We start from the raw sequence: 20,983 nt of genomic DNA on the forward strand, positions 1-20,983 counted from the left end.
TCCCACCCAGGATAAGCGCTTACATCGATGAATGTAAATGGGAGGGTGAACGGTAAATCAATCCGATTCGGCCCTGCCCTGCTCCGCCCTCCGGGCGACGGCCGTCGATCCTCTCATGGACGCGTGGATTGGCCTGGTGGAGGCGGGATCTCGCCGCTGCCGCGCGTGATGAGCGTGGTGCTCACGACTACGCGCCGCGGAGGGGAGGTGTCGCCGTCCAGCCTCGCGAACACTCGTTCGGCGGCGGTGCGGCCGAGGTCCTCCGGGTGCTGGGCCATCACGGTCACTCCGGGTTCCAGTAGGTCGGCCAGTTCGACGTCGTCGAAGCCGACCAGGGCGGTGTCCCGATGGCGCCCGCGCCGGCGCAGGGCGTGCAGCGCGCCGACGGTGACGAGATTCTGAGAGCTGAAGACGGCGGTGGGCGGGTTCGGGCCGTCGAGCAGTCGCAGCAGCGCTTCGCGGGCGCGTTCGGAGTCGTGGAGGTCCTCGATCACCGCGACGTCGTCGACGGGGACGCCGCCGTGTCCGAGCGCCTCGAGGAAGCCGCGTCGGCGCTCGCGCGCGGTCTGGATGCTGTGGAGGTCGCCCAGGTAGGCGAAGCGCCGGTGGCCGCGGGCCAGCAGATGCTCGGCCGCCCGGGCGGCACCGCCGAAGTTGTCGCTGGCCACTGCGTCGGCTTCGATTCCGGACGGCTCCCGGTCGATGAACACGATCGGGGTGCCGCGACGCAGTTCCGGCTCCAGGTAGGCCTGGTTCTCCGACGCGGTGGTGAGGATGAGCCCGTCGACCCGCCGCCGCAGGAACGCGGCGACGGCCTCGCGTTCGCGGTCGGGGTCGTCATCGAGGCTGGAGGCGAACACCGCGACTCCGCGCCCGACCGCGGCATCCTCGATCGCGCGGTGGACGGCCCCGGCGAAGGGGTTGTCGACGCTGCTGACGAGCAGGCCGAGCGTCCTGGTGCGGCGGTCGGAGCGGCGCAGGTTCCCGGCGTGCAGGTCCGGCTGGTAGTCGAGGGATCGAGCGGCGTCGAGCACCCGGCGCGCGGTCTCGGGAGCGACGTTCGGTTCACCGTTGATGACCCTCGAGACGGTCTTGACCGCGACTCCCGCGAGTTCCGCGACCTGGCGCATGGTGGGGCGGGCACTGCTGCCCGGATTCAGATTTGACAACGATGTCACGATTTGGTCTCCAAGGCCGGCTTAACTTGAATCTTTGCGTTCGCATGCTCTAAAGATAATCCTGACATCGTTGTCAACGGGCAGCGGAACCAGACCCTTCAGAGGAGATTCACCGATGAATCGCAATCGAGCCGGCGCCCTCCGCCGGACCCTCGTAGCCGCAAGCGCGCTCGCCACGAGCGCCACCCTCGCACTGACCGGATGCGATTCCGGCGGCGGCTCCGACGAAGACGCCGTCGGCGTCACGCTGATCGTCAAGACCACCACCAACCCATTCTTCGTGTCCATGCAGGAGGGCGCCGAGGCCGCCGCCGAGGAGTCCGGAGTCGAGCTGACGCTCGCCGCGGGCCGCCAGGACGGCGACGAGGACTCCCAGATCCAGGCGATCGAGAACGCCATCTCGCGCGGCGACGAAGGCATCCTCATCACCCCCAACGGTCCGGGCGTCGAAGACGCCCTCATCCGGGCGAGGGACGCGGGCCTGTACGTCATCGCCCTCGACACTCCGCCGTCCGATCCCGAGTCGGTCGACATCACCTTCGCCACCGACAACTTCCTGGCCGGGCAGCGCATCGGCGAATGGACCGCAGCCCAGCTCGACGGCGAAACCGCGGTCATCGCCATGATCGACCTGTTCGACGACAGGATCGTCTCGGTCGACGTCCAACGCGACCAGGGCTTCCTCGACGGCATGGGCATCGACGTGGCCGACCCCGACCAGTACGGCGACGAGACCGCCACCGGCCAGTACTCCGGTGGCGAGTACGAGATCGTCGGCCACGAGGCCTCCGAAGGGGCCGAGGACGGCGGCCGCACCGCCGCCGAGAACCTGCTGTCGGTCAACCCCGACATCAACGTCGTCTACACCATCAACGAACCGGCCGCATACGGCGCGCACGAGGCATTCGACGCCGCCGACGCGACCGACGACCTCATCGTGGTGTCGGTCGACGGCGGCTGCGCCGGCGTCGACGCGGTGTCCGACGGCGTCATTTCCGCGACGAGCCAGCAGTACCCGGTCCGCATGGCCGAACTCGGAGTCGAGGCGATCGAGCAGCTGGCCACCACCGGCGAGGCCCCGGAGACCTCGGAGGGACTCGACTTCTTCAACACCGGCGTCGAACTGGTCACCGACCAACCGCACGAAGGCATCGACTCGATCACCTCGACCGACGCGGCCGACATCTGCTGGGGCTAGATCCCGGGAGACCCGAGGACAACGGAGCACACGTGAGTCAGCAAACCAATGCGCCCGCGTCGGAGCACGACCTGGCCGAGGAGTTCCTCGACCGCTCCACCCCGCTGAGCGCGATCCGCAACCTACTGCACCGCTACCCGGCCGTCAGCCCCGCCATCGTCCTGATCGCGGCCGTCGCCGTCTTCGGCGGCCTCAACGACCGCTTCCTGGAACCGTCGAACCTGTCGCTGGTGAGCCAGCAGGTCGCTGTGGTCGGCACGCTCGCCCTGGCCCAGACCCTGATCATCCTGACCGCCGGGATCGACCTGTCGGTCGGCGCGGTCATGGTGCTCAGCTCCATGGTCATCGCGCAGGCGACAGTCCAGAACGGACTTCCGGCACCGGTCGGGATCGGGCTCGGCCTGGCCGTCGGCCTGGGGGCGGGCGCGTTCAACGGCTTCCTGGTCACCCGGTTGAAGCTGCCGCCGTTCATCGTCACCCTCGGCTCGCTCAACATCTTCCTCGCGCTGACGCTGCTCTACTCCGGCGGCGCGACCGTGCGCGGCGGGGACATGCCGGGTCTGCTGACGCTGACCGGGGAGACCTTCACCATCGGCGGGGTCAACTTCACCGTCGGGGTGGTGATGATGCTGGTCCTCTATATCGCACTGGCCATGATCCTCCAGGGCACGGCCTGGGGCCGCCACGTGTACGCCGCCGGGGACGACCCCGAGGCGGCGCGGCTGGCGGGCATCAGCGTCCAGCGGGTGCTGGCGAGCATCTATCTCACGGCCGGAGCCATCCTCGCCGTCGCGGCGTGGATCCAGATCGGCCGGTCCAACGCCGCCTCGCCCAACATCGGCATCGACCTGAACCTCGACTCGATCACCGCGGTCGTGATCGGCGGGACGAGCCTGTTCGGCGGGCGCGGCACCGTCTGGGGCACGCTGCTGGGCGCGCTCATCGTCGGCGTGTTCCGCAACGGGCTGTCCCTGGCCGGGGTCGACGTGCTGTGGCAGACCTTCGCCGTCGGCGTCCTCATCATCGTCGCGGTCTCGGTCGACCAGTGGATCAGGAAGGGACGCAAATGAGCACCGACAGCGCCAGCCGCGGTGAACCGATCCTCCAGGCGTCCAGCCTGGTCAAGACCTTCGGCCGGGTCGTCGGCCTCGACGGGGCGAGCCTCGAGCTGTACCCCGGCGAGGTGCTGGCCGTCATCGGCGACAACGGCGCCGGGAAATCGACCCTGATCAAGTGCCTCACCGGAGCGGAGGTCCCCGACGAGGGGGAGATCCGCCTGGAGGGGCGGCGGGTGCACTTCAAGCGCCCCCAGGACGCCCGCGCGCACGGCATCGAGACGGTGTACCAGACCCTCGCCGTCGCCCCGGCCCTCGACGTGGCCGCCAACCTGTTCCTGGGCCGTGAACTGCGCAAGCCCGGACCGTTGGGCACGGTCCTGCGCGCGGTCGACAAGAAGCGGATGCGGCGGCAGGCGAGGGAGGAGCTGTCCAACCTGGGCATCAAGACGCTCCAAGACGTGACCGTCCCGGTCGAGAACCTCTCGGGCGGCCAGCGGCAGGCCGTCGCGGTCGCCCGGGCGGCCGCCTTCGGCTCCAAGGTCGTCGTGCTCGACGAGCCGACCGCGGCGCTGGGAGTGCGCGAATCGCGCCAGGTCCTCGAGATGATCGCGGGCCTGCGCGACCGCGGCGTCCCGGTCATCCTGATCTCGCACGACATGCCCCAGGTGTTCGAGGTGGCCGACCGCATCCACGTCCAGCGGCTCGGCAGGCGCGCGGCCACCATTTCTCCGCGGACGCACTCGATGACCGACGCGGTGGCGATCATGACCGGCGCCGCGCAGGGGAGCGCGAGTTGATCGGGGTAGTCGGGGAGGCGCTGATCGACCTGGCCGTATCCGAGACCGCCCCGGCCCGACCGGTGGCGCATCCGGGCGGCAGCCCGATGAACGTGGCGGTCACCTTGGGCCGCTTGGAGTCACCGGTGGCCTTCCTGGGCCGCCTGTCCGGCGACGCGTTCGGTGAACTGCTCCGGAGCCACTTGAAGGATTCTGGAGTCGACCTTCGCTGGACGGTCGACGCGGCGGAGCCGACCAGTCTGGCGGTCGTGTCGGTCGCCCCCGGCGGGGGAGCGAGCTATTCCTTCCACGTCCACCGGACCGCCGACTGGCAGTGGTCGCCCGCCGAGCTCCCCGCCTCACCGGGCTTCGACGCCGTGCACGTCGGCTCCCTCGGGCTGGCACTCGAACCGGGCGGCCCGGTGGTCGCCGAATGGCTCGAACGGCTCGGCGGGGCGACCACGGTCAGTCTGGACCCGAACGTGCGGCCGAAGCTCCTGGGCGACCGGGAGCGGTACCGGCGACGGTTGGACCGGTGGCTGTCATTCTCCGACCTGGTCAAGGTCTCGGACGAGGACCTGAACTGGACATGGCCCGGCGGTGACCCCGCCGACCTGGCTCGGGGCTGGATCGAGCAGGGGCGGCGCCTCGTCGTGGTGACGCGCGGCGCCGACGGCTCGCACGTGTTCGGGCGGGACTTCGAGTTCACGGTGGCGGCGTGCGAGACCGACATGGTCGACACGGTCGGCGCCGGCGACTCCTTCAGCGGCGCCCTGCTGCACTGGCTGGATCGGGCGGAGCGACTGCGTCCGGACCGCTTTGCGAATCTGACTGCCGCCGAGGCGCGGGAAGCGGTCGAGTTCGCCTCCTCGGTCGCGGCCATCACCTGCTCGCGCGCCGGAGCGAACCCGCCGCGCCGCGGCGAACTCGCAAGGTGAGCCGACAGCCGTAGCCGAACAGAAGCGGGCTGCTCCGCATGGTCAGCGACCATGCGGAGCAGCCAGCCTCCATCCGACCGAGCCCGCTCAGAACTCGGTGATCGTGAAGTCCCGGAAGAGCGCCGGACCGCCGTCGGTGTACAGCGCGAGGCGCTCGTCGGCGGGCTCTGGGAAGGCCAGGCTGGAATGGGCGTAGCGGCCGTCGTCGACGAACATCTCCACCGAGAGGTTGTCGATCAGGATCCGCAGCTCCACCTCGCGCCGTGCGGGGTCGAACGGCGTGTGGCTCTCCATCCACTGGCCCGAGGCGTCCGGATTTCCGGTGAAGGCCCGGTTGACGTAGGCGAAGTCGTGGTAGACCCCGGCGTCGATGTGCCTGGAGTCGTCGTTCGAAAGTCGCAGCTGCATGCCGACGTTGTCCAACTGGCCCCAGGTGACGCGGGTCTGGATCTGGTAGGCCCGTCCCCGGTAGTCGAGCGCCGTCCTGCCGTCGACGGTGATGTCGCCCAGATCGATCCGGTTCGACGCCCGGTCATCGAGGGTTCGGACCGGGCGCGAGACCAGCGCGGACTCGGTGTCGCTGTACCAGTGCAGCGAGACCTCGCGGACGATCGAGTCGGTCCCGTTGAACCCGTCCGACTCCCAGGTGGGCGTGTTGTCCGGGTAGTCCCAGAAGTTCATCCAGCCGATGGCGTACCGGGTCTTCGAGTCGATCTGGCCGCCCTCCATCCGCTCCCAGCTGACTGCCGCGTACCAGTCCCACCCGTAGTCGAGCCACTTCGGGTCCTCGTGGTTCGGGAAGAAGTTCGAGCCGTCGAAGTCCCCGGTCCAGTACGCGTAGTTCGCGGGCAGTCCCACGTGCTTGGCGTTGGCGCTCACGCCCAGCACCCACTGTCCGGGACCGGTGTCGGAGTCCATCCAGAACAGGTCCGGGCACTCGAAGACGCCCAGGCCGCCCCTGATGAAGCCGTCGACGTACGTCCAGGTCTTGAGGTCGTCGGAGTGGTAGAAGCCGACTTTGTCGTTCTCGGCCAGGGCCATCACCCACCGGCCGCGGGCCTCGTCCCAGATCACCTTGGGGTCGCGGAAGTCCACGACTCCGGGATTGGGCAGCACGACCTGGTCGCGCTGCTCGAAGGTGCGACCGCCGTCGGTCGAGTAGAACAGGAATTGCGCCTGCTGATGCGGTGCTGAGGCGAAGCGGTCTTCCTGAGTGGCGAGGCAGATGATGGCGCCCGCGCCGTAGCCGGCTGTATTGTTCTCGTCGACGACCAGGCCTCCGGACCAGATCGATCCGTTGGGGTTGGTCTCCTTGTGAATGGCGACGCCGAGATCCTGGAAGTCGACGTTGTCGTCGGTCGAGGCCAGGCGCCACGAGGTGCCGATAGCATCCGGGTAGTCCGGGTTGTAAAGGTAGTAGTAATAGGCCTTCCCGTCGACGTAGACCGGCCGCTGCGGGTCGTTCTTCCAGCCGTCGGGAACGGAGAAGTGGTATACGGGTCGGCGTGACTGCGACTGGGCGGCAGCCGGACTGGCCATCTGCATTCCCGTCAGGGATGCGGCGCCTCCGGCGCCCACGGCTCGGAGCAGGGTCCGTCTCGAGGTTCGTAGCATCATTGCTCCAAATCTGAGATTGCGGTTGGCGAATTGACATATACGAATATATTTGGTTAATGGAGGTTAATCCCATGGGCTTGCGAAGTTAAATTCGGTTAATTCGGATGCAGGCCGTCTCGCTTTCGCGAGACGGCCTGCCGATTGCGGGCGATTCAGAATTGCATTGGAGAATGGCGGATTCTCAGGACGGAAGTCTTCGCACCAGTCTTTCGCCATTCCACCGCACGGGTATCGGGTCGGTGATCTCGCCTATGAACTCGCCTTCCTCGTAATTGCGGAAACCGATGATGTGCGGGATCCCGCCGAGATCGTGCAGGCGTGCGGCGTAGAGGCTGTCGTGCTCGAACGGCCGGGCATCCGCGATATCGAACCCGCCCAGCAGATCGTCGACGGGCACGACGTAGTTGTCGCCGGTCTCGCCGAGGGCCCGCCGCGCGTCCGAAGCCTCCTTGGGTCCGCAGCAGAACAGCAGCAGCCACTGCCCGTCGACCTGGTGCAGCTGCGTCACCTCGATCTGGCCGAAGCCGAGCGCGTCCGGCCGGCTCAGCGGGGGCAGCACCTCCCATTTCTCCAGGTCGTCCGACCTGGCGTGGCCGACCACGCCGCGCTCGCGCGTCGCCTCGGGGCCGGCGACGCGGGAGGTGAACAGCATCCGCCACCCCTCGCCTTCGGGGTCTCGGAGGACCCACGGGTCCCGGCAGGCCTCGTCGAACCAGCCCGAGTCGTCGCTGAACTTCTCGTAGTACCGGGGATCGGCCTCGACCTGCGGGCCCGGGAGCCGGTGCCACACCGTCAAGTCGTCGGAGACCGCCGATCCGATCCGCTGCACCTTGCCGTCCTCGGCGCGGGACACGCCGGTGTAGAACATCCGCCACCGGCCGGCGTCGTCGCGGACGACCGAGCCGGTCCAGGTGGCCTGGTCGTCCCAAGCGGGGGCGTCGTCGAAGACCAGCGCGTCGGGCAGCAGCGTCCAGTCGCGCAGGTCGTCGGAGACGGCATGGCCGATCGTGGCGCGCAGGTGCCTCCGGTCCTCGTCGCGCAGCGCCCGGGAGGCACGCAGGAAGAACGCGTGATGGTGCCCCTCGTCGTCGGTGGCGTACCAGGAGTCCCAGACCCAGTGGTCGGCGAGTTTCAGCATCGGTTTCCTTCACAGATCGCGGTTCGAGGGTGTTCAGGGAATGGCGCAGCCGGTCAGTCCTTCATGCCGGCGCTGGCGATGGACTGGATGAAGGCGCGCTGGAAGACGATGAAGACGGCGACCATGGGGATCGTGATCATGGAGACGTAGGCCATGACCTCGCCCCAGGCGGGGTCGAGCTGGAAGAAGTACTGGACGCCGACCATGACCGGGCGCAGCTCCTCGCTCTGCACGGTCATCAGCGGCCACAGGTAGGCGTTCCAGGTGGCCGGGGAGGTCACGACGGTCAGGATCGTGACGGTCGCGAAGACCGGCTTCGAGAGCGGGACGATGATGCGCCAGTAGATGCGCAGCCAGCCCGCGCCGTCCATCGCGGCGGCCTCCTCGAGCCCGCGCGGGAGGCTCTTGAAGTACTGGGCGAACAGGAAGATCGAGAACGCGTTGACCACGAACGGGATGATCTGCACGTGGTAGCTGTTGAGCCAGCCGATCTCCAGGACCGGCCGGACGCCTTCGAATCCGATCCACGGCAGGTTCGCGACCAGGTACACCATCGGCAGGATCGTGACCTCGTACGGCAGCACCAGCGTGGCGATGATGAATCCGAAGACCACCGCCCGCCCCTTCCACCGCATGCGTGCGAGCGCGTAGCCGCACATGGAGTTCACGATCAGGCCGAGCGCGGTGACCGAGAAGGTCACGAACACCGTGTTGGCCAGGAACCGCCAGAACGGGACCCGGTCGAACACGGCCGCGTAGTTGGCGAAGGACAGCTCGCCGACGGGCAGGAACGCGCGCAGCGAGTCCATGTCGGCGAAGATCTGGTGGTCGCTCTTGAAACTGGCGATGACCATGAACACGATCGGGAACAGGAAGAACCCGGCCAGGATCGTCATCGGCAGGTAGGCCCACAGGCGACGGCGCGGCCTCAGCGTCGTTGCGGTCATGGCGGTCAGTCCTCCTTGGCGAAGCTTGCGAGCCATAAGTTGGCACTGTCGCGGGTCAGGCGGCGCTGGAGCAGAGCCAGGGCGAACACGACGACGAAGAAGATCAGTGACAGCGCGGCGCCGTAGCCGATCTGCTGCTGCTGGAAGCCCTTCTGGACGATCTGGTAGACGATCGAGCTGGTGGAGTTCAGCGGGCCGCCGTCGGTCATGATGTCGACCTGGATGAACAGACCCATCGCGGCGATGGTGATGGTGATGAGCACGAACACGAACGTGGGTTTGAGCAGCGGCAGGGTGATGTGCCGGAACCGCTGCCACGGCGTGGTGCCGTCGAGCGCGGCGGCCTCGTAGACCTCTTCGGGGATGGTCTGGAGCCCGGCCAGCCAGATGACCATGTGGAAGCCCACCGCCTGCCAGATGCTCATCACGACGATCGCGCCCATGGCCGTCGACGGGTCCGCCAGCCACGCCTGCCCGGCGAAGTAGCCGCCGGTGACCATGGACAGGGCCGAGTTGATCAGGCCCTCCTCCTGGTAGAGGAAGCGCCACAGCAGGCTGATGACGACCATCGAGGTGATCACCGGCAGGAAGTAGACGGTGCGGAAGAGGTTCCTGCCGGCGATCCTCTGGTTGACCAGGAGCGCCAGCACCAGACCGAGCCCGCCCTGCAGCGGGACGACGAGCGCCGCGAACAGGAACGTGTTGAGGAACGACCGGTGGAGGACCGCGTCCTCGGTCAGGGCCCGCCGGAAGTTGTCGAGGCCGACGAACTCCGGCGCGACCGGGGAGATGAGCCGGGCGTTGGTGAAGCTCATGGCGAGCGCCACCAGTGCCGGCCCGATGACGAACACGAGCAGCAGGACGATGGCGGGCACGGCGAACGCGGTCCCGGCCCGCTGCTCGGAGCGGCTGAAGTCCCCGCGGCGTCGCGGTCTCGTCGCGCGCGCGACGGCCGCGGTACCGGCGGCGGCTCGGTCGGTGCCGGCGATGGTCATACGATCGCCCCTCTTAGAACCCGTATCCGGAGTTGGACTCGATGTCGGCGTCGATCTCGGACACGGCCGCGTCCAGGGCCTCCTGGACGTCGCCGCCGTGGATGATGTCGCCGGTGTACTGGGTGAAGACGCTCGCGATGACGGTGTAGGCGGGCGTCTCGGGACGCAGGAGGGCGAATTCGCGGGAGTAGTCGACCATCATCCGCAGGGCACCGCCGGTGGCGTAGTTCTCGGTCAGCTCCGCGGCCGCCTCAGTCGCGGGGATGAGCCCGGTGGTGTTGGCGAACTCGGCCACGAACTCGTCGGACAGGGCCGCCTCCAGGAACGCGCCTGCGCCCGCCGGGTCGGCGGCACTGGTGACCGCCCACTGCCACGACCCGCCGCCGATCTTGGGGCCGTTGCCGAAGTCGGGCGGCGGCAGGAACAGCATGTCGTCGTACAGTTCCATCGCGGCCAGGGCGTTCCAGTTGCCGTTGTAAGCCATGGCGGCGTTGCCCTGATTGAAATCCTCCCCGCCGACCGGCGACTCGATGCCGGCGAGCTCGCCGGTGAACAGCCCCTGGAACCAGCGCCCCCATTCGAGGGCGGCCTCGCCGTTGAGGGCCCCCTCGGCGGTCAGGTAGGTGGACCGGTCGATCAGGTCGCCGCCGAAGCTCTGGAGGAAGGGGGAGTACGCGTAGGGGTACCACTCGCCGATGTCGGCGGTGGCGAAGTCGATGGCCCACTGGTAGTCGGTGTCGGCGGCGATGCGCTCGAGCGCCTCGTCGAACTCCTCGCGGGTCCACGGATCCTCGATGGTGGGGATGCGGATGCCGGCGGCCTCCAGGACCGATTCGCGGGCGAAGATCGAGCAGGCCGCCTCCCAGTGGCCGACCGAGTAGAGCTGGTCCTGGAAGATCCCGAGGGTGGAGGGCAGGAACTTGTCGGTGACCTCGGCGGGCAGGTCGAGCGGCTGGAGGTTGCCGGCCCAGGCCCAGTTCGGAACGTTCGGCCCGTCCACGGTGAGGACGTCGGGCAGCTCGCCCGACAGGGAGGCGGCGTTGACGGTGTCGTTGTAGGCGTCCTGCGGGAACGACTCGCGCTCGACGGTGTACTCGTCCTGGCCGTCGTTGAAGGACTCGAGGATGTGGTCGGTGACGGCCAGCTCCTCCTCATTGCCGGCGCTGTGGGTCCACAGCAGCAGTTCGCCGTCGGACGAGCCGCCGGCGGAGGTCGAGCAGGAGGCGAGGGCCGGTCCCGCCAGGGCGGCCCCGCCGGAGGCGGCGGCCAGTTTCATCAGGTCGCGTCGTTGCATCGCGGTTCACTCCATTGGGATCGGGTCGAAGGGTCACGCCGGCGCGACGGAGCCGCGGCGGGCGATCGGGCAGGGCATGAGGTGCTGGACGGGTTCGGCGTCGGGTTCGTCGAGCTTGCGCAGCAGCTCTTTGACGGCCCAGCTGCCCATCTCGTAGTGGGGCAGGGCCGCCGAGGTCAGCCCCGGAGCGAGCTCCGGGGCGATGAGTTCCTGGTCGTCGTAGGAGACGACGGAGAGGTCGCCGGGAATGGACAGGCCGAGCGCGGCGGCGGCGCGGTAGACGCCCATGGCCATCCGGTCGTTGAAGCAGAAGATCGCGCTGGGCCGCTCGGGCCGGGAGAGCAGCCGCATGGCCGTTTCGTAGCCGCCTTGCGTCTTGGCCTGGGGGGTCTCGGCCAGCAGCTCGCCCGGATCGAGGCCGTAGGCGGCGACGTGCTCACTCCAGGTCGCCAGTCGGATGCGGCGCGCCTCGACGTCCTCAGCGGTGGTGACGTGGCCGATGCGCCGGTGCCCGGCCGCGGCGAGCTCGGCCAGGGCGCCCAGGGTGCCGCCGCGTTCGTCGGGCACGACCGAGGAGACCGAGCCGTCGGCGCTGCGCGAGTCCAGCAGTACCGCCGGGGTGGGGCCGATCGCCTTGGGCACGTCGATGACCTGGTGGTACATGGTGGCCAGCAGGATGCCGTCGATCTGGCGCTCCTGGAGCGCCGCGATGGCCTCGCCGGTCTCGGCCGGGTCGCCGGAAGTGTCGACCATGAGCAGCAGGAACCCGGCCCGGCGGGCCGCGTCGTGGGCGCCGCGGATCATCTGCCCGGCGAAGGGCGTGGTCGCCACGTCGTCGCCGACGAACCCGATCATCTGGGTGCGGCGGGTCCGCAGGCCCCGGGCGACGGTGTTGGGACGGTAGCCCAGTTCGGCCGCGGCGGAGCGGACCCGCTCGCGGGTGTCCGCGCCGATGCGCGTGCCGCCGGTTCCATTGAGCGCCATGGAGGCCGTGGCCGTCGAGACTCCGGCGGCCCGGGCCACGTCGGCGAGGCGGGGCGGTTTGGTCACCATCGACTTGCTCCCATCGGTCAATCGATTAACTAAGACGCCACGTTCACGCGATGCAGAGTTAATCGATTAACGAAATCTATAGTCCGACTGACACGAAACGAAATCGAAGAAGTCACGATTTCACAACAACGAAACCTGCGTCACATCAGCCCGCCTCTCCGGATGCGCTCGAGCGACGGCCGGAGGCGACTTCACGTCTTGGGATCGGCGGCGATCGGGGATGGCTCGGGGCGGAGTGCCAGCGCACCGGCGACGAGCACGATCACCAGCATTACCGTGTTGTGGGCGTACTTCGGGAACGCTTCGACGTCGCCGATCAGCGGGAAGTAGGTGAAGGCCACCATGCCGCGCGACAGCAGGTATCCCAGGCCGACCGCCGCGCTGTGCCGGAGTGACCATCGTCCCGTCCGGGCCGCGACCAGGATGCCGACGCCTACCAAGCCGTTCGCCGCAAGGCCGACGGCGAATCCGGGCCAGGCCGCGGCACTGCCGAGATCCGAGATCAGCGCCGCGATCAGTGTGAACGTCAGCACGGCCCACACCGGCAGCCGACCTGTGGCCGCCTTCGGGACCGCCACGTGGGCCCGTCCGAGAAGGAGCGCCGCGACTATGAACGCGACCACGACGCCGGCGGAGACCGCGAGCTGCACCGACGAGCCCGAATGCGATTCCGGATCGGACAGGATCACGCCGGCGGTCCCCAGGTAGGCGAGTGCGGCGAGGACGGTCGTGACCGGTCCGAGCCACGGCTCTCGCGCGCGTCGCGGCGCCCAGGCTTCGGCGAGCGCCACCGGCGCCGCGAAACTGTAGATCAGGTGGCCCAGGACGAAGTTGAACGTATTGGACGCGCTGATCCCGAGCGCGGGGATCAGTGTTGCGTCCCGGTTGGCCTGCCAGCCCTCGTAATCCTGGTAGTCGACGGCGAACACCGACTGGTCGATCAAGCACGCCTGCGCGGTGCCCAGCGCGGCGAACAGCAGCAACAGGCTCGGCCAGCCCCAGCCGAGCCGGCGGACGAGCTCACGGGCCAGCAGCGCCGGCGCACCATAGAGCCCACCGAAGAAGACCAGCGCGAACGCGATCGCCTGCGGGTCGCCGGTGCTGTCGCCGTAGGCGGCCAGCAACTCCGCGCCGATCGCGCTCAAGCCCAGCAAGGCGAAGATCTGCGCCGGCCGGGTCGAAGCCGACCGGCCTCCTCCGCTGGGAGGCTGCCGCAGTCGCCCTGCGGCCGCATAGACGGCCACGCCCACACAGGCCGCCTCGACGCCGCGCAGGACCGCGGCCGGTAGACCGCGCTCACCCGAAAGGTCGGCCACGATCCGCGGAAACGACATCACGACCAGGAACGCCACCAGTGCCAGCACGACGACGCCGCCAACGCGGCCCCGCAGCACCAGCGCGACAACCGCGGCCGGGAACAGCACGAACACGCCGAACGGCAGGGTCGGCGGACCGTCGGACGCGGGACCGACCACGACCGCTCCGACGACCGACACCGCAGCGGCCAGCAACGCGGTCGGCAACAACCACACCCGACGTGATCCACCTGTACGACCCATGCACTCAATAATGACACATTGATGTGTCAGATCGACACTTAGGGGTCTTGATGTACTTCGCCGGATACTACAATCGACACGTGTCGCAACACCACCAGACAGCCGCGCCGTCGCCGACCGCTCGGCGCACCCGCCGGGTGATCATCGACGCCGCGATCGAGACGCTGGCATTGAATCCGGCGGCCACATTGGCCGAGATCGCCGACGCCGGCGACCTCAGCCGATCCACGTTGCACCGGCACTTCACCAACCGTGACGACCTGCTGAGCGCCATCGACGCCGAGTGCCGAGCGCGATTCGCGGCCGCGACGTCGGCGGCGCGTCTCGGTGACGATGGCGCCCTGGACTCGCTGGACCGGTTGGCGCAGGAATATCTCGACCTCGGCCCGGTGCTCGGGCTGGTGTTCGCCGACAACGCACCGGTCGACCCGGACACCTGGGAGGACAGCGACGGCCGCGATCAGGATCTGGTCGCGATGATCGAACGCGGGCAGCAGGCCGGCACCGGTCCGGACATCGATCCGGAACTCTCGCCGGACTGGGTGATCACGACCTTCTGGGTGCTGCTGTTCGGCGCCTGGCTATCGCTGAAGAACGGAATGAGCCGGCGGGACGTCGCGATGCATCTGTCCCGCACATTCCGCAAAGCAGTCGGAACCGGGACCTGACCCGCCTCCGGCTCCGGGCCCCGCCCAGCTGCGGCCGACCCGGGCCGTTCCGAGGGGTCACGTGGCGTTCACCGAACTATCGGAGCAGTGAGCGCGCGGCAGCCGCAGTGCGAGTTCGCTTTGGGCGCCTTGCGGTCACAGTCTCCGATCGAGGACGGACTATTGCACCGTGTCGTCGAGGTCGTGGCGGAGCCGGTGCGCGACGAGCGTGAGCGCCGAGGCCGCTCTCTCGACCAGCTCGTCGGTCATGCGCAGAGTCGGCCCGGAAATCGAGACCGCGAACCGACCTCCCGCGGTGAAGGGGACCGCCACGCAGCGGACGCCCAGCTCCATCTCTGCCTCGTCGACAGCGAAGCCGCGGTCGCGAATGCGGGAGAGCTCGGTGAGCATGCGCTCGGGGTCGACGATCGTCGCGGGCGTGAAGCGGCGCATGCCGACCCGGCCGAGCAGTTTCATCGCCGTCTCGTCGGGCAGCTGCGACAGCAGCGCCTTCCCGACCCCGGTGCTGTGCAGCGGCACGCGGTGGCCCACTTCGGTGAACATTCGCATGGAGTGCGTCCCGGCGACCTGCGAGACGTATTCCGCGGAGTCCATCGAGAGCGTGGCGAGGTTCGCGGTCTCCCCGAGTTCGGAGGCGAGTTCGCGCAGCGCGGGCTGGGCCCGCAGGCCGAGGAGCGCGTTCGCGTTGGCGCTCATTCGCGCCGCGCGGCCGCCGATCGTGTAGCGGCGGTTCAGCAGCTGGTGGGCGTAGCCCCGATCGACCAGTGTCCGAAGGAGGCGGTGGATCGTTCCGGCGGGGAGGCCGGTCATGGCGGCGAGCTCGGTGACGCTCAACGATCGTCCCGCGCTCCCCAGCGCTTCGAGCAGGTCCAGCGCCCGCTCTACGGACTGGACTCCGGTCTTTCGGTCCATCGGATCTTCCTTCTGGTCGGCAATCGATTGACCACCGGATTGTGAAGCAGGTAATCTTCGACTATGCGATATCAGTATTCCACAATACGGAAAACTGCATGGACACCCTAGTCGACAGCCTCCGCGGCGCGCTCGGCGATGTGACGCTGATGACGGACCCGGCCGCCACGGAGACGTACCGCCGGGACCGCGCCCTGGACCCCGGCGCGGGCGTGCCGCTCGCGGTCGTCCTCCCCGAGACCACCGCGCACGTCCAGACCGTCATGCGGTGGGCCACCGAGCACGGCGTCCCCGTGACGCCGCGCGGCGCGGGAACGGGGCTGTCCGGTGGCGCGACCGCCGTCGAGAACGGCATCGTGCTGAGCACCGAGCGCATGCGCGCCATCCAGGTGGACGAGGCGACCCGAATGGCGACCGTCCAGCCCGGACTCTTCAACTCAGAAGTCAAGGCGGCGGCCGCCGAGCGCGGGCTCTGGTATCCGCCGGACCCGGCCTCGTTCGACATCTGCACCATCGGAGGCAACGCCGCCACCAACGCCGGCGGACTCTGCTGCGTGAAGTACGGGGTCACCACCGACTACGTCCTCGGCGCGGAAGTCGTCCTCGCCGACGGCCGCGCCGTCCGGGTCGGCGGCCCGCGCCTCAAGGACGTCGCCGGGCTGTCCATGCTCAAACTGTTCGTGGGCAGCGAGGGAACCCTCGGGATCATCACCGAGCTCACGCTCCGGCTGCTCCCCAGCCCGCCCCCGCCGCGAACCGTCGTGGGATGGTTCGACGGCACCGAGAGCGCCGCGGCGGCCGTGCTGGAGATCGCCTCGCGCATCCGCCCCTCGATGCTCGAGTACATGGACCGCACGTCGGTCAACGCGGTCGAGGACGTCCTCGGCATGGGACTGCACCGCGACGCCGCGGCCCTGGTCGTGGCGCGGTCCGACGATCAGCACCCCGACGGGGCCGAGGTCGCGATCATGCTCGAAGCGCTCGAGAGGCACGGCGCGCGCGAGTGGTTCGAGGCCGCCGACGCCGAAGCGGGCGAACGGTTCGCGCACGCGCGCCGCATCGCCATCCCCGCGGTCGAGAAGCTCGGACCCCTCCTGCTCGAAGACGTCGGCGTGTCCATTCCCCGCTTCGGGGAACTGGTCGCGGGCGTCGAGCAGATCGCCCGGGCCCGCGACGTCACCGTCGCGTTCATAGCGCACGCCGGGGACGGCAACACCCACCCGCTGATCGTCTACGACCCCGAGGACGCCGACCTGACCGAGCGCGCGTACCTGGCGTACGGCGGGATCATGGACCTCGCCATCGGCCTGGGCGGCACGATCACCGGCGAGCACGGCGTCGGGCGCCTGAAGCGCCCGTGGCTCGCCGAGCAGATCGGCGAGGACCTGCTCGAGGTCTCCCAGCGCATCAAACGGGCCCTGGACCCGGACGGGATTCTCAACCCGGGAACGATATTCGCGGCCCCCGGAGCCGCATCTACGAAACGAGGACGAACACGATGACCTACATCGATGTCGGAGGACTCTCGGTGGATCGAGTGCTGCACTCGTTCGTCGAGGAGGAGCTGCTGCCCGCCGCGGGGGTCGACCCGCGCGAGTTCTGGGAAGGCTTCTCGCGGATAGTGGAGGACTTCGGCCCCCGCAACCGGGAGCTGCTGGCCGAGCGCGACCGGCTCCAGGCGGCCGTCGACGCCTGGCACGGCGCCCACCCGGCGCCGTTCGACGCGGGGGAGTACCGCCGCTTCCTCGAGTCGATCGGCTACCTGCTGCCCGAGCCCGCCGAGGTCGCCGTCACCACCGAAGGCGTGGACGACGAGGTCGCCCACCTGGCGGGCCCGCAGCTGGTCGTCCCGGTCTCCAACGCGCGCTACGCGCTCAACGCGGCCAACGCGCGCTGGGGTTCGCTCTACGACGCGCTGTACGGCACCGACGCGCTCCCCGGTGCGCCCGAGCCGGGCGGATACGACGCCGCCCGCGGGGCCCAGGTCGTCGAGTACGTGAAGACCTTCCTGGACGAGGCGGTCCCGCTCTCAGGCGGGACGCACACCGAAGCCGTGTCCTATGCGGTGGTCGACGGTCACCTGGTGGCGACCCTGGACAGCGGGGAGCGGGCCGGGCTGGCCGACCCCGCCCAGTTCGTCGGCTTCCGCGGCGATCCGCACCGGCCCGAGAGCGCGCTGCTGCGCCACCACGGCCTCCACATCGAGCTCCAGATCGATCGAGCGAGCGAGGTCGGCGCCAACGACCCCGCGGGCATCTCGAACGTCCTCCTAGAAGCGGCTCTCACCGCGATCGTCGACTTCGAGGACTCCGTCGCCGCCGTGGACGCGGAGGACAAGACCGCCGCGTACCGCAACTGGCTCGGCCTCAACCGCGGCGACCTCCAGGAGCGCTTCGAAAAGAACGGCCGCACTCTCGTCCGGGACCTGGCCGACGACCGCCGCTTCACCGCGCCCGACGGCGGCGAGGTCGCGGTGCCCGGTCGCGCCCTGCTCTTCGTGCGGAACGTCGGGCACCTGATGACCACCGACGCCGTCGTCGACGCGAACGGGACCGAGATCGGCGAGGGGATCATGGACGCCGTCCTCACCACGCTCGCCGCGCTCCCCGGCAGGGCCGCGTCGAACCCCCGCCGCAACGGCGGACACGGCGCCGTCTACATCGTCAAACCGAAGATGCACGGCCCGGACGAGGTCGCTTTCACCGTCGACCTGTTCTCGCGGGTCGAATCGCTGTTGCGGCTGCCCGCCAACACCGTCAAGCTCGGCCTGATGGACGAGGAGCGGCGGACGACGCTGAACCTCAAAGCCTGCATCGCGCAGGCCCGAGAGCGCATCGTCTTCATCAACACCGGGTTCCTCGACCGGTCGGGCGACGAGATCCACACCTCCATCGAAGCCGGCGCGTTCGTCCGCAAGGCCGACATGAAGCATCAGCCCTGGATGACCGCCTACGAGGACCAGAACGTCGACATCGGACTCGAGGTCGGCCTGCCCGGGCACGGGCAGATCGGCAAGGGCATGTGGGCGATGCCCGACCTGATGGCCGCGATGCTCGAACAGAAGATCGGGCACCCCCGGTCGGGAGCGGACACGGCGTGGGTGCCGTCGCCGACCGCCGCCACCCTGCACGCGCTCCACTACCACCGAGTCGACGTCGCCGCGCGGCAGCGGGAGCTCCGCGGCCGGCGGCGCGGAACGGTCGACGACCTGCTGCGGATCGCGATCGTCGACAAGCCGGAATGGACCGAGGCCGAGCGCCGGGAAGAACTCGACAACAACGTCCAGTCCCTGCTCGGATACGTCGTGCGCTGGGTCGAGCACGGCGTCGGCTGCTCGAAGGTGCCCGACATCCACGATGTCGGACTGATGGAGGACCGTGCCACGCTGCGCATCTCCAGCCAGCTCCTGGCGAACTGGCTGCGCCACGGCGTCGTGACCCCCTCGCAGGTCCACGAGAGCCTCCGCAGGATGGCCCGGGTCGTGGACGAGCAGAACAGCTCTGACCCCGAATACCGGCCGATGAGCGCCGACTTCGACGCGAGCATCGCGTTCCAGTCCGCCGTGGAGCTCGTGTTCGACGGCGCCCGGCAGCCCAACGGATACACCGAGCCGATCCTTCACCGGCGCCGCCGTGAAGCGAAGTCAGCGGTCCGCACGGCCTGAGGCCGACCCCAGCCGAACGAGGAGATCAGATGTCGCAATTCGTCGAAACGGCCGCGGTGAGTCACGCGGCGGCACAGCGGCTGGTGGCGGCCGCCGTCGCGGAGGGAGCGAGCCGCGGGATCGCGGTGGCCGCGGCCGTCGTCGATCCGGCCATGGCGCTCGTCGCCTACCTTCGCGCCGACGGCACCACGCCGCACAGCGCCGAGACGAGTAGGCGGAAGGCGAACACCTCCGCCTCCACCCGGAAGCCGACCGGATGGATGCAGGGGGACTTCGCGCTCGCCCTGCCGCTCGGGACCGGGAACCTCGTGACGAACATCCGCGGAGGCCACCCGCTGGTGGCCGAGGGGAAGAACATCGGAGGACTCGGCGTCGCCGGAGGCGCCCCCGACCAGGACGCGGAGATCGCCGAGGCCGCGCTCGCCCGGGAGGGCTTCGAATGCTGACCGCCGAGCCCCCGAACCCAGGAGACGCCGAATGACCATCGACAAGGCCGAGGTCATCCTGACCAGCCCCGACCGCAACTTCGTCACGCTCAAGATCACGACCGCCGACGGCCTCACCGGACTCGGGGACGCGACGCTGAACGGCCGCGAGCGCGCCGTGGTGAGCTACCTCGCCGACCACGTGGTGCCGCTGCTGCTCGGCCGGGACGAGTCCCGCATCGAGGACACCTGGCAGTTCCTGTACCGCGGCGCCTACTGGCGGCGCGGACCGGTGACGATGGCCGCGATCGCCGCGGTCGACATGGCGCTGTGGGACATCAAGGGCAAGAGGGCCGGCATGCCGGTGTACCAGCTGCTCGGAGGCGCCTCCCGCACCGGGCTGCTCGCCTACGGGCACGCCTCGGGCAAGGACCTGCCCGAGCTGTTCGACTCGGTGCGCGACCACCAGGAGCAGGGCTACCGCGCCATCCGGATCCAGACGGGCGTGCCCGGCCTCAAGGCCGTCTACGGGATCGCGTCGCAGGCGTCGGACGCCTTCGGCGGCGAGGCCCGCTACGACCACGAACCCGCCCGACGCGGTTCCCTTCCCATGGAGGAGGACTGGGACACCCGCTCGTACCTGCGCCACCTCCCCGGGGTCTTCGAAGCGGTGCGAAACGAGTTCGGGCCGGAGCTGCCGCTGCTCCACGACGGGCACCACCGGATGACGCCGATCGAGGCCGCGAAGCTCGGCAAGGCGCTCGAACCGTACGACCTGTTCTGGCTGGAGGACTGCACCCCGGCGGAGAATCAGGAGGCGCTGCGGCTGGTGCGCCGGCACACCACCACGCCCCTGGCGATCGGGGAGATACTCAATACGGTGTGGGACTTCAAGGACCTCATCCGCGAGCAGCTCATCGACTACGTCCGCGGCGCCGTCACGCACATGGGCGGCATCTCGGCGCTGAAGAAGACCCTCGACTATGCGGCGATGTTCCAGATCAAGTCGGGCATGCACGGGCCGACCGACATCTCCCCGGTCGGGATGGCCGCGGCGATGCACCTGGGGCTCGCGATCCACAATTTCGGCATCCAGGAGTACATGCGGCACGGCGCGAAGACCGACAGCGTGTTCCGCCAGTCGTTCACCTGGGAGAACGGGATGCTGCACCCCGGCGACGAGCCGGGGCTGGGCGTCGAGCTCGATGTCGACGAGGCCGGGAAGTACCCCTACGAGCAGGCGTACCTGCCCTACAACCGCTTGGCCGACGGAACGGTGCACGACTGGTGACCGAGCCGCTCGGGCCACTGGCGGTGGTCATCGCCCCGACAGCTTCAAAGGGGCGATGACCGCCGACGAGGCGGCGCGGGCGATCGAGATCGGCCGGCGCGTCCGCCGGCTCCGCCCGACCCGGCTCGGCGGATCGGTCGTCGCCGATATCCTCCACGGTCTGTACTCGCACGGCGTGAGGGCCTACAATGTGATGGTTCACAGTTTTATATATGTAGATTTATGAACACTTTTGTGGCGCGTCCGTGCCCACGCTCGCGCCCCCTCACCGC

At 69.1% G+C, this 20,983-nt stretch carries 19 protein-coding genes; 10 read left to right on the plus strand and 9 right to left on the minus strand.

The annotated features are described in order from the left end of the window. Nucleotides 1–113 precede the first annotated feature (113 nt). A complete protein-coding gene (locus JFB92_RS21430) occupies nt 114–1,130 on the minus strand; it encodes a LacI family DNA-binding transcriptional regulator (RefSeq protein WP_372451674.1) in 1,017 nt (338 codons plus the stop codon). Between the two features lie 163 nt (nt 1,131–1,293). Between JFB92_RS21430 and JFB92_RS21435 the strand changes: the two genes are divergently transcribed. Genes JFB92_RS21435 through JFB92_RS21450 form a run of 4 tightly spaced genes read left to right on the plus strand, consistent with a single transcriptional unit; the run spans nt 1,294 to nt 5,148 of the window. Beyond that, the gene (locus JFB92_RS21435) at nt 1,294–2,376 is read left to right on the plus strand and encodes a substrate-binding domain-containing protein (RefSeq protein ID WP_199043404.1); all 1,083 of its coding nucleotides are present in this window, start codon (nt 1,294–1,296) and stop codon (nt 2,374–2,376) included. Between the two features lie 32 nt (nt 2,377–2,408). Further along, complete coding sequence (locus tag JFB92_RS21440) at nt 2,409–3,446, plus strand: ABC transporter permease (RefSeq protein WP_307789242.1); 1,038 nt, start codon at nt 2,409–2,411, stop codon at nt 3,444–3,446. Next, nucleotides 3,443–4,231 (plus strand): ATP-binding cassette domain-containing protein, encoded by a 789-nt coding sequence (locus JFB92_RS21445; protein ID WP_199043406.1) that lies wholly within the window; start codon nt 3,443–3,445, stop codon nt 4,229–4,231. Before JFB92_RS21440 ends, JFB92_RS21445 begins: the two co-directional genes overlap by 4 nt. After that, nucleotides 4,228–5,148 carry a carbohydrate kinase family protein gene (locus JFB92_RS21450; protein WP_199043408.1) on the plus strand — a complete coding sequence of 307 codons (921 nt, stop codon included), beginning with the start codon at nt 4,228–4,230 and terminating at the stop codon, nt 5,146–5,148. Before JFB92_RS21445 ends, JFB92_RS21450 begins: the two co-directional genes overlap by 4 nt. A gap of 87 nt (nt 5,149–5,235) precedes the next feature. Here JFB92_RS21450 and JFB92_RS21455 read toward each other — a convergent pair whose 3' ends face one another. From JFB92_RS21455 to JFB92_RS21485, 7 genes are all read right to left on the minus strand, one after another. Beyond that, nucleotides 5,236–6,693: a glycoside hydrolase family 32 protein gene (locus tag JFB92_RS21455; protein ID WP_372451675.1), complete on the minus strand. Its 1,458-nt coding sequence runs from the start codon at nt 6,691–6,693 to the stop codon at nt 5,236–5,238. A 253-nt stretch (nt 6,694–6,946) separates the two neighbouring features. Continuing rightward, a complete protein-coding gene (locus JFB92_RS21460; RefSeq protein WP_199043412.1) occupies nt 6,947–7,903 on the minus strand; it encodes a glycoside hydrolase family 68 protein in 957 nt (318 codons plus the stop codon). A 53-nt stretch (nt 7,904–7,956) separates the two neighbouring features. Further along, nucleotides 7,957–8,850 carry a carbohydrate ABC transporter permease gene (locus tag JFB92_RS21465; RefSeq protein WP_199043414.1) on the minus strand — a complete coding sequence of 298 codons (894 nt, stop codon included), beginning with the start codon at nt 8,848–8,850 and terminating at the stop codon, nt 7,957–7,959. Between the two features lie 5 nt (nt 8,851–8,855). Continuing rightward, nucleotides 8,856–9,845, minus strand: coding sequence for a carbohydrate ABC transporter permease (locus tag JFB92_RS21470; protein ID WP_199043415.1), 990 nt, complete (start codon nt 9,843–9,845; stop codon nt 8,856–8,858). Nucleotides 9,846–9,858: 13 nt separating this feature from the next. Then, nucleotides 9,859–11,139 carry an extracellular solute-binding protein gene (locus JFB92_RS21475; RefSeq protein ID WP_199043416.1) on the minus strand — a complete coding sequence of 427 codons (1,281 nt, stop codon included), beginning with the start codon at nt 11,137–11,139 and terminating at the stop codon, nt 9,859–9,861. A 33-nt stretch (nt 11,140–11,172) separates the two neighbouring features. Beyond that, nucleotides 11,173–12,192: a LacI family DNA-binding transcriptional regulator gene (locus JFB92_RS21480; RefSeq protein WP_199043417.1), complete on the minus strand. Its 1,020-nt coding sequence runs from the start codon at nt 12,190–12,192 to the stop codon at nt 11,173–11,175. Nucleotides 12,193–12,383: 191 nt separating this feature from the next. Beyond that, complete coding sequence (locus JFB92_RS21485; RefSeq protein ID WP_372451673.1) at nt 12,384–13,724, minus strand: hypothetical protein; 1,341 nt, start codon at nt 13,722–13,724, stop codon at nt 12,384–12,386. 107 nt (nt 13,725–13,831) lie between these two features. On the opposite strand from JFB92_RS21485, the gene JFB92_RS21490 reads away from it, so the two are divergent. Next, nucleotides 13,832–14,419 (plus strand): TetR/AcrR family transcriptional regulator, encoded by a 588-nt coding sequence (locus tag JFB92_RS21490; protein WP_199043420.1) that lies wholly within the window; start codon nt 13,832–13,834, stop codon nt 14,417–14,419. 159 nt (nt 14,420–14,578) lie between these two features. Here the strand turns inward: JFB92_RS21490 and JFB92_RS21495 are convergent, their stop codons facing one another. Next, nucleotides 14,579–15,331, minus strand: coding sequence for an IclR family transcriptional regulator (locus tag JFB92_RS21495; RefSeq protein WP_199043422.1), 753 nt, complete (start codon nt 15,329–15,331; stop codon nt 14,579–14,581). Nucleotides 15,332–15,429: 98 nt separating this feature from the next. Between JFB92_RS21495 and JFB92_RS21500 the strand changes: the two genes are divergently transcribed. From JFB92_RS21500 to JFB92_RS21520, 5 genes are read left to right on the plus strand one after another with little or no spacing between them, the layout of a single operon-like run. Continuing rightward, the gene (locus JFB92_RS21500; RefSeq protein WP_199043426.1) at nt 15,430–16,833 is read left to right on the plus strand and encodes an FAD-binding oxidoreductase; all 1,404 of its coding nucleotides are present in this window, start codon (nt 15,430–15,432) and stop codon (nt 16,831–16,833) included. Beyond that, nucleotides 16,830–18,995 (plus strand): malate synthase G, encoded by a 2,166-nt coding sequence (locus JFB92_RS21505; RefSeq protein WP_199043429.1) that lies wholly within the window; start codon nt 16,830–16,832, stop codon nt 18,993–18,995. The genes JFB92_RS21500 and JFB92_RS21505 overlap by 4 nt, the downstream gene beginning before the upstream one ends. Before the next feature lie 29 nt (nt 18,996–19,024). After that, complete coding sequence (locus JFB92_RS21510; protein WP_199043430.1) at nt 19,025–19,441, plus strand: GlcG/HbpS family heme-binding protein; 417 nt, start codon at nt 19,025–19,027, stop codon at nt 19,439–19,441. Nucleotides 19,442–19,472: 31 nt separating this feature from the next. Beyond that, nucleotides 19,473–20,711 carry a D-mannonate dehydratase ManD gene (manD, locus tag JFB92_RS21515; protein WP_199043432.1) on the plus strand — a complete coding sequence of 413 codons (1,239 nt, stop codon included), beginning with the start codon at nt 19,473–19,475 and terminating at the stop codon, nt 20,709–20,711. A gap of 55 nt (nt 20,712–20,766) precedes the next feature. Next, nucleotides 20,767–20,937 carry a hypothetical protein gene (locus tag JFB92_RS21520; RefSeq protein WP_199043434.1) on the plus strand — a complete coding sequence of 57 codons (171 nt, stop codon included), beginning with the start codon at nt 20,767–20,769 and terminating at the stop codon, nt 20,935–20,937. The last annotated feature ends 46 nt before the right edge of the window (nt 20,938–20,983 follow it).

Origin of the sequence: Glycomyces salinus, assembly GCF_016428645.1 — a bacterium.
Classification (GTDB): Bacteria; Actinomycetota; Actinomycetes; order Mycobacteriales; family Micromonosporaceae; genus Glycomyces; species Glycomyces salinus.

Excerpts from the sequence above, each read along its gene's own strand:
- JFB92_RS21480 (WP_199043417.1), bottom strand. The coding sequence starts at position 12,192 with ATGGTGACCAAACCGCCCCGCCTCGCCGACGTGGCCCGGGCCGCCGGA.
- JFB92_RS21510 (WP_199043430.1), top strand. The coding sequence starts at position 19,025 with ATGTCGCAATTCGTCGAAACGGCCGCGGTGAGTCACGCGGCGGCACAG.
- JFB92_RS21505 (WP_199043429.1), top strand. The coding sequence starts at position 16,830 with ATGACCTACATCGATGTCGGAGGACTCTCGGTGGATCGAGTGCTGCAC.
- JFB92_RS21430 (WP_372451674.1), bottom strand. The coding sequence starts at position 1,130 with ATGCGCCAGGTCGCGGAACTCGCGGGAGTCGCGGTCAAGACCGTCTCG.
- JFB92_RS21465 (WP_199043414.1), bottom strand. The coding sequence starts at position 8,850 with ATGACCGCAACGACGCTGAGGCCGCGCCGTCGCCTGTGGGCCTACCTG.
- JFB92_RS21520 (WP_199043434.1), top strand. The coding sequence starts at position 20,767 with ATGACCGCCGACGAGGCGGCGCGGGCGATCGAGATCGGCCGGCGCGTC.
- manD (WP_199043432.1), top strand. The coding sequence starts at position 19,473 with ATGACCATCGACAAGGCCGAGGTCATCCTGACCAGCCCCGACCGCAAC.
- JFB92_RS21455 (WP_372451675.1), bottom strand. The coding sequence starts at position 6,693 with ATGCAGATGGCCAGTCCGGCTGCCGCCCAGTCGCAGTCACGCCGACCC.
- JFB92_RS21495 (WP_199043422.1), bottom strand. The coding sequence starts at position 15,331 with ATGGACCGAAAGACCGGAGTCCAGTCCGTAGAGCGGGCGCTGGACCTG.
- JFB92_RS21445 (WP_199043406.1), top strand. The coding sequence starts at position 3,443 with ATGAGCACCGACAGCGCCAGCCGCGGTGAACCGATCCTCCAGGCGTCC.
- JFB92_RS21460 (WP_199043412.1), bottom strand. The coding sequence starts at position 7,903 with ATGCTGAAACTCGCCGACCACTGGGTCTGGGACTCCTGGTACGCCACC.
- JFB92_RS21435 (WP_199043404.1), top strand. The coding sequence starts at position 1,294 with ATGAATCGCAATCGAGCCGGCGCCCTCCGCCGGACCCTCGTAGCCGCA.
- JFB92_RS21475 (WP_199043416.1), bottom strand. The coding sequence starts at position 11,139 with ATGCAACGACGCGACCTGATGAAACTGGCCGCCGCCTCCGGCGGGGCC.
- JFB92_RS21470 (WP_199043415.1), bottom strand. The coding sequence starts at position 9,845 with ATGACCATCGCCGGCACCGACCGAGCCGCCGCCGGTACCGCGGCCGTC.
- JFB92_RS21500 (WP_199043426.1), top strand. The coding sequence starts at position 15,430 with ATGGACACCCTAGTCGACAGCCTCCGCGGCGCGCTCGGCGATGTGACG.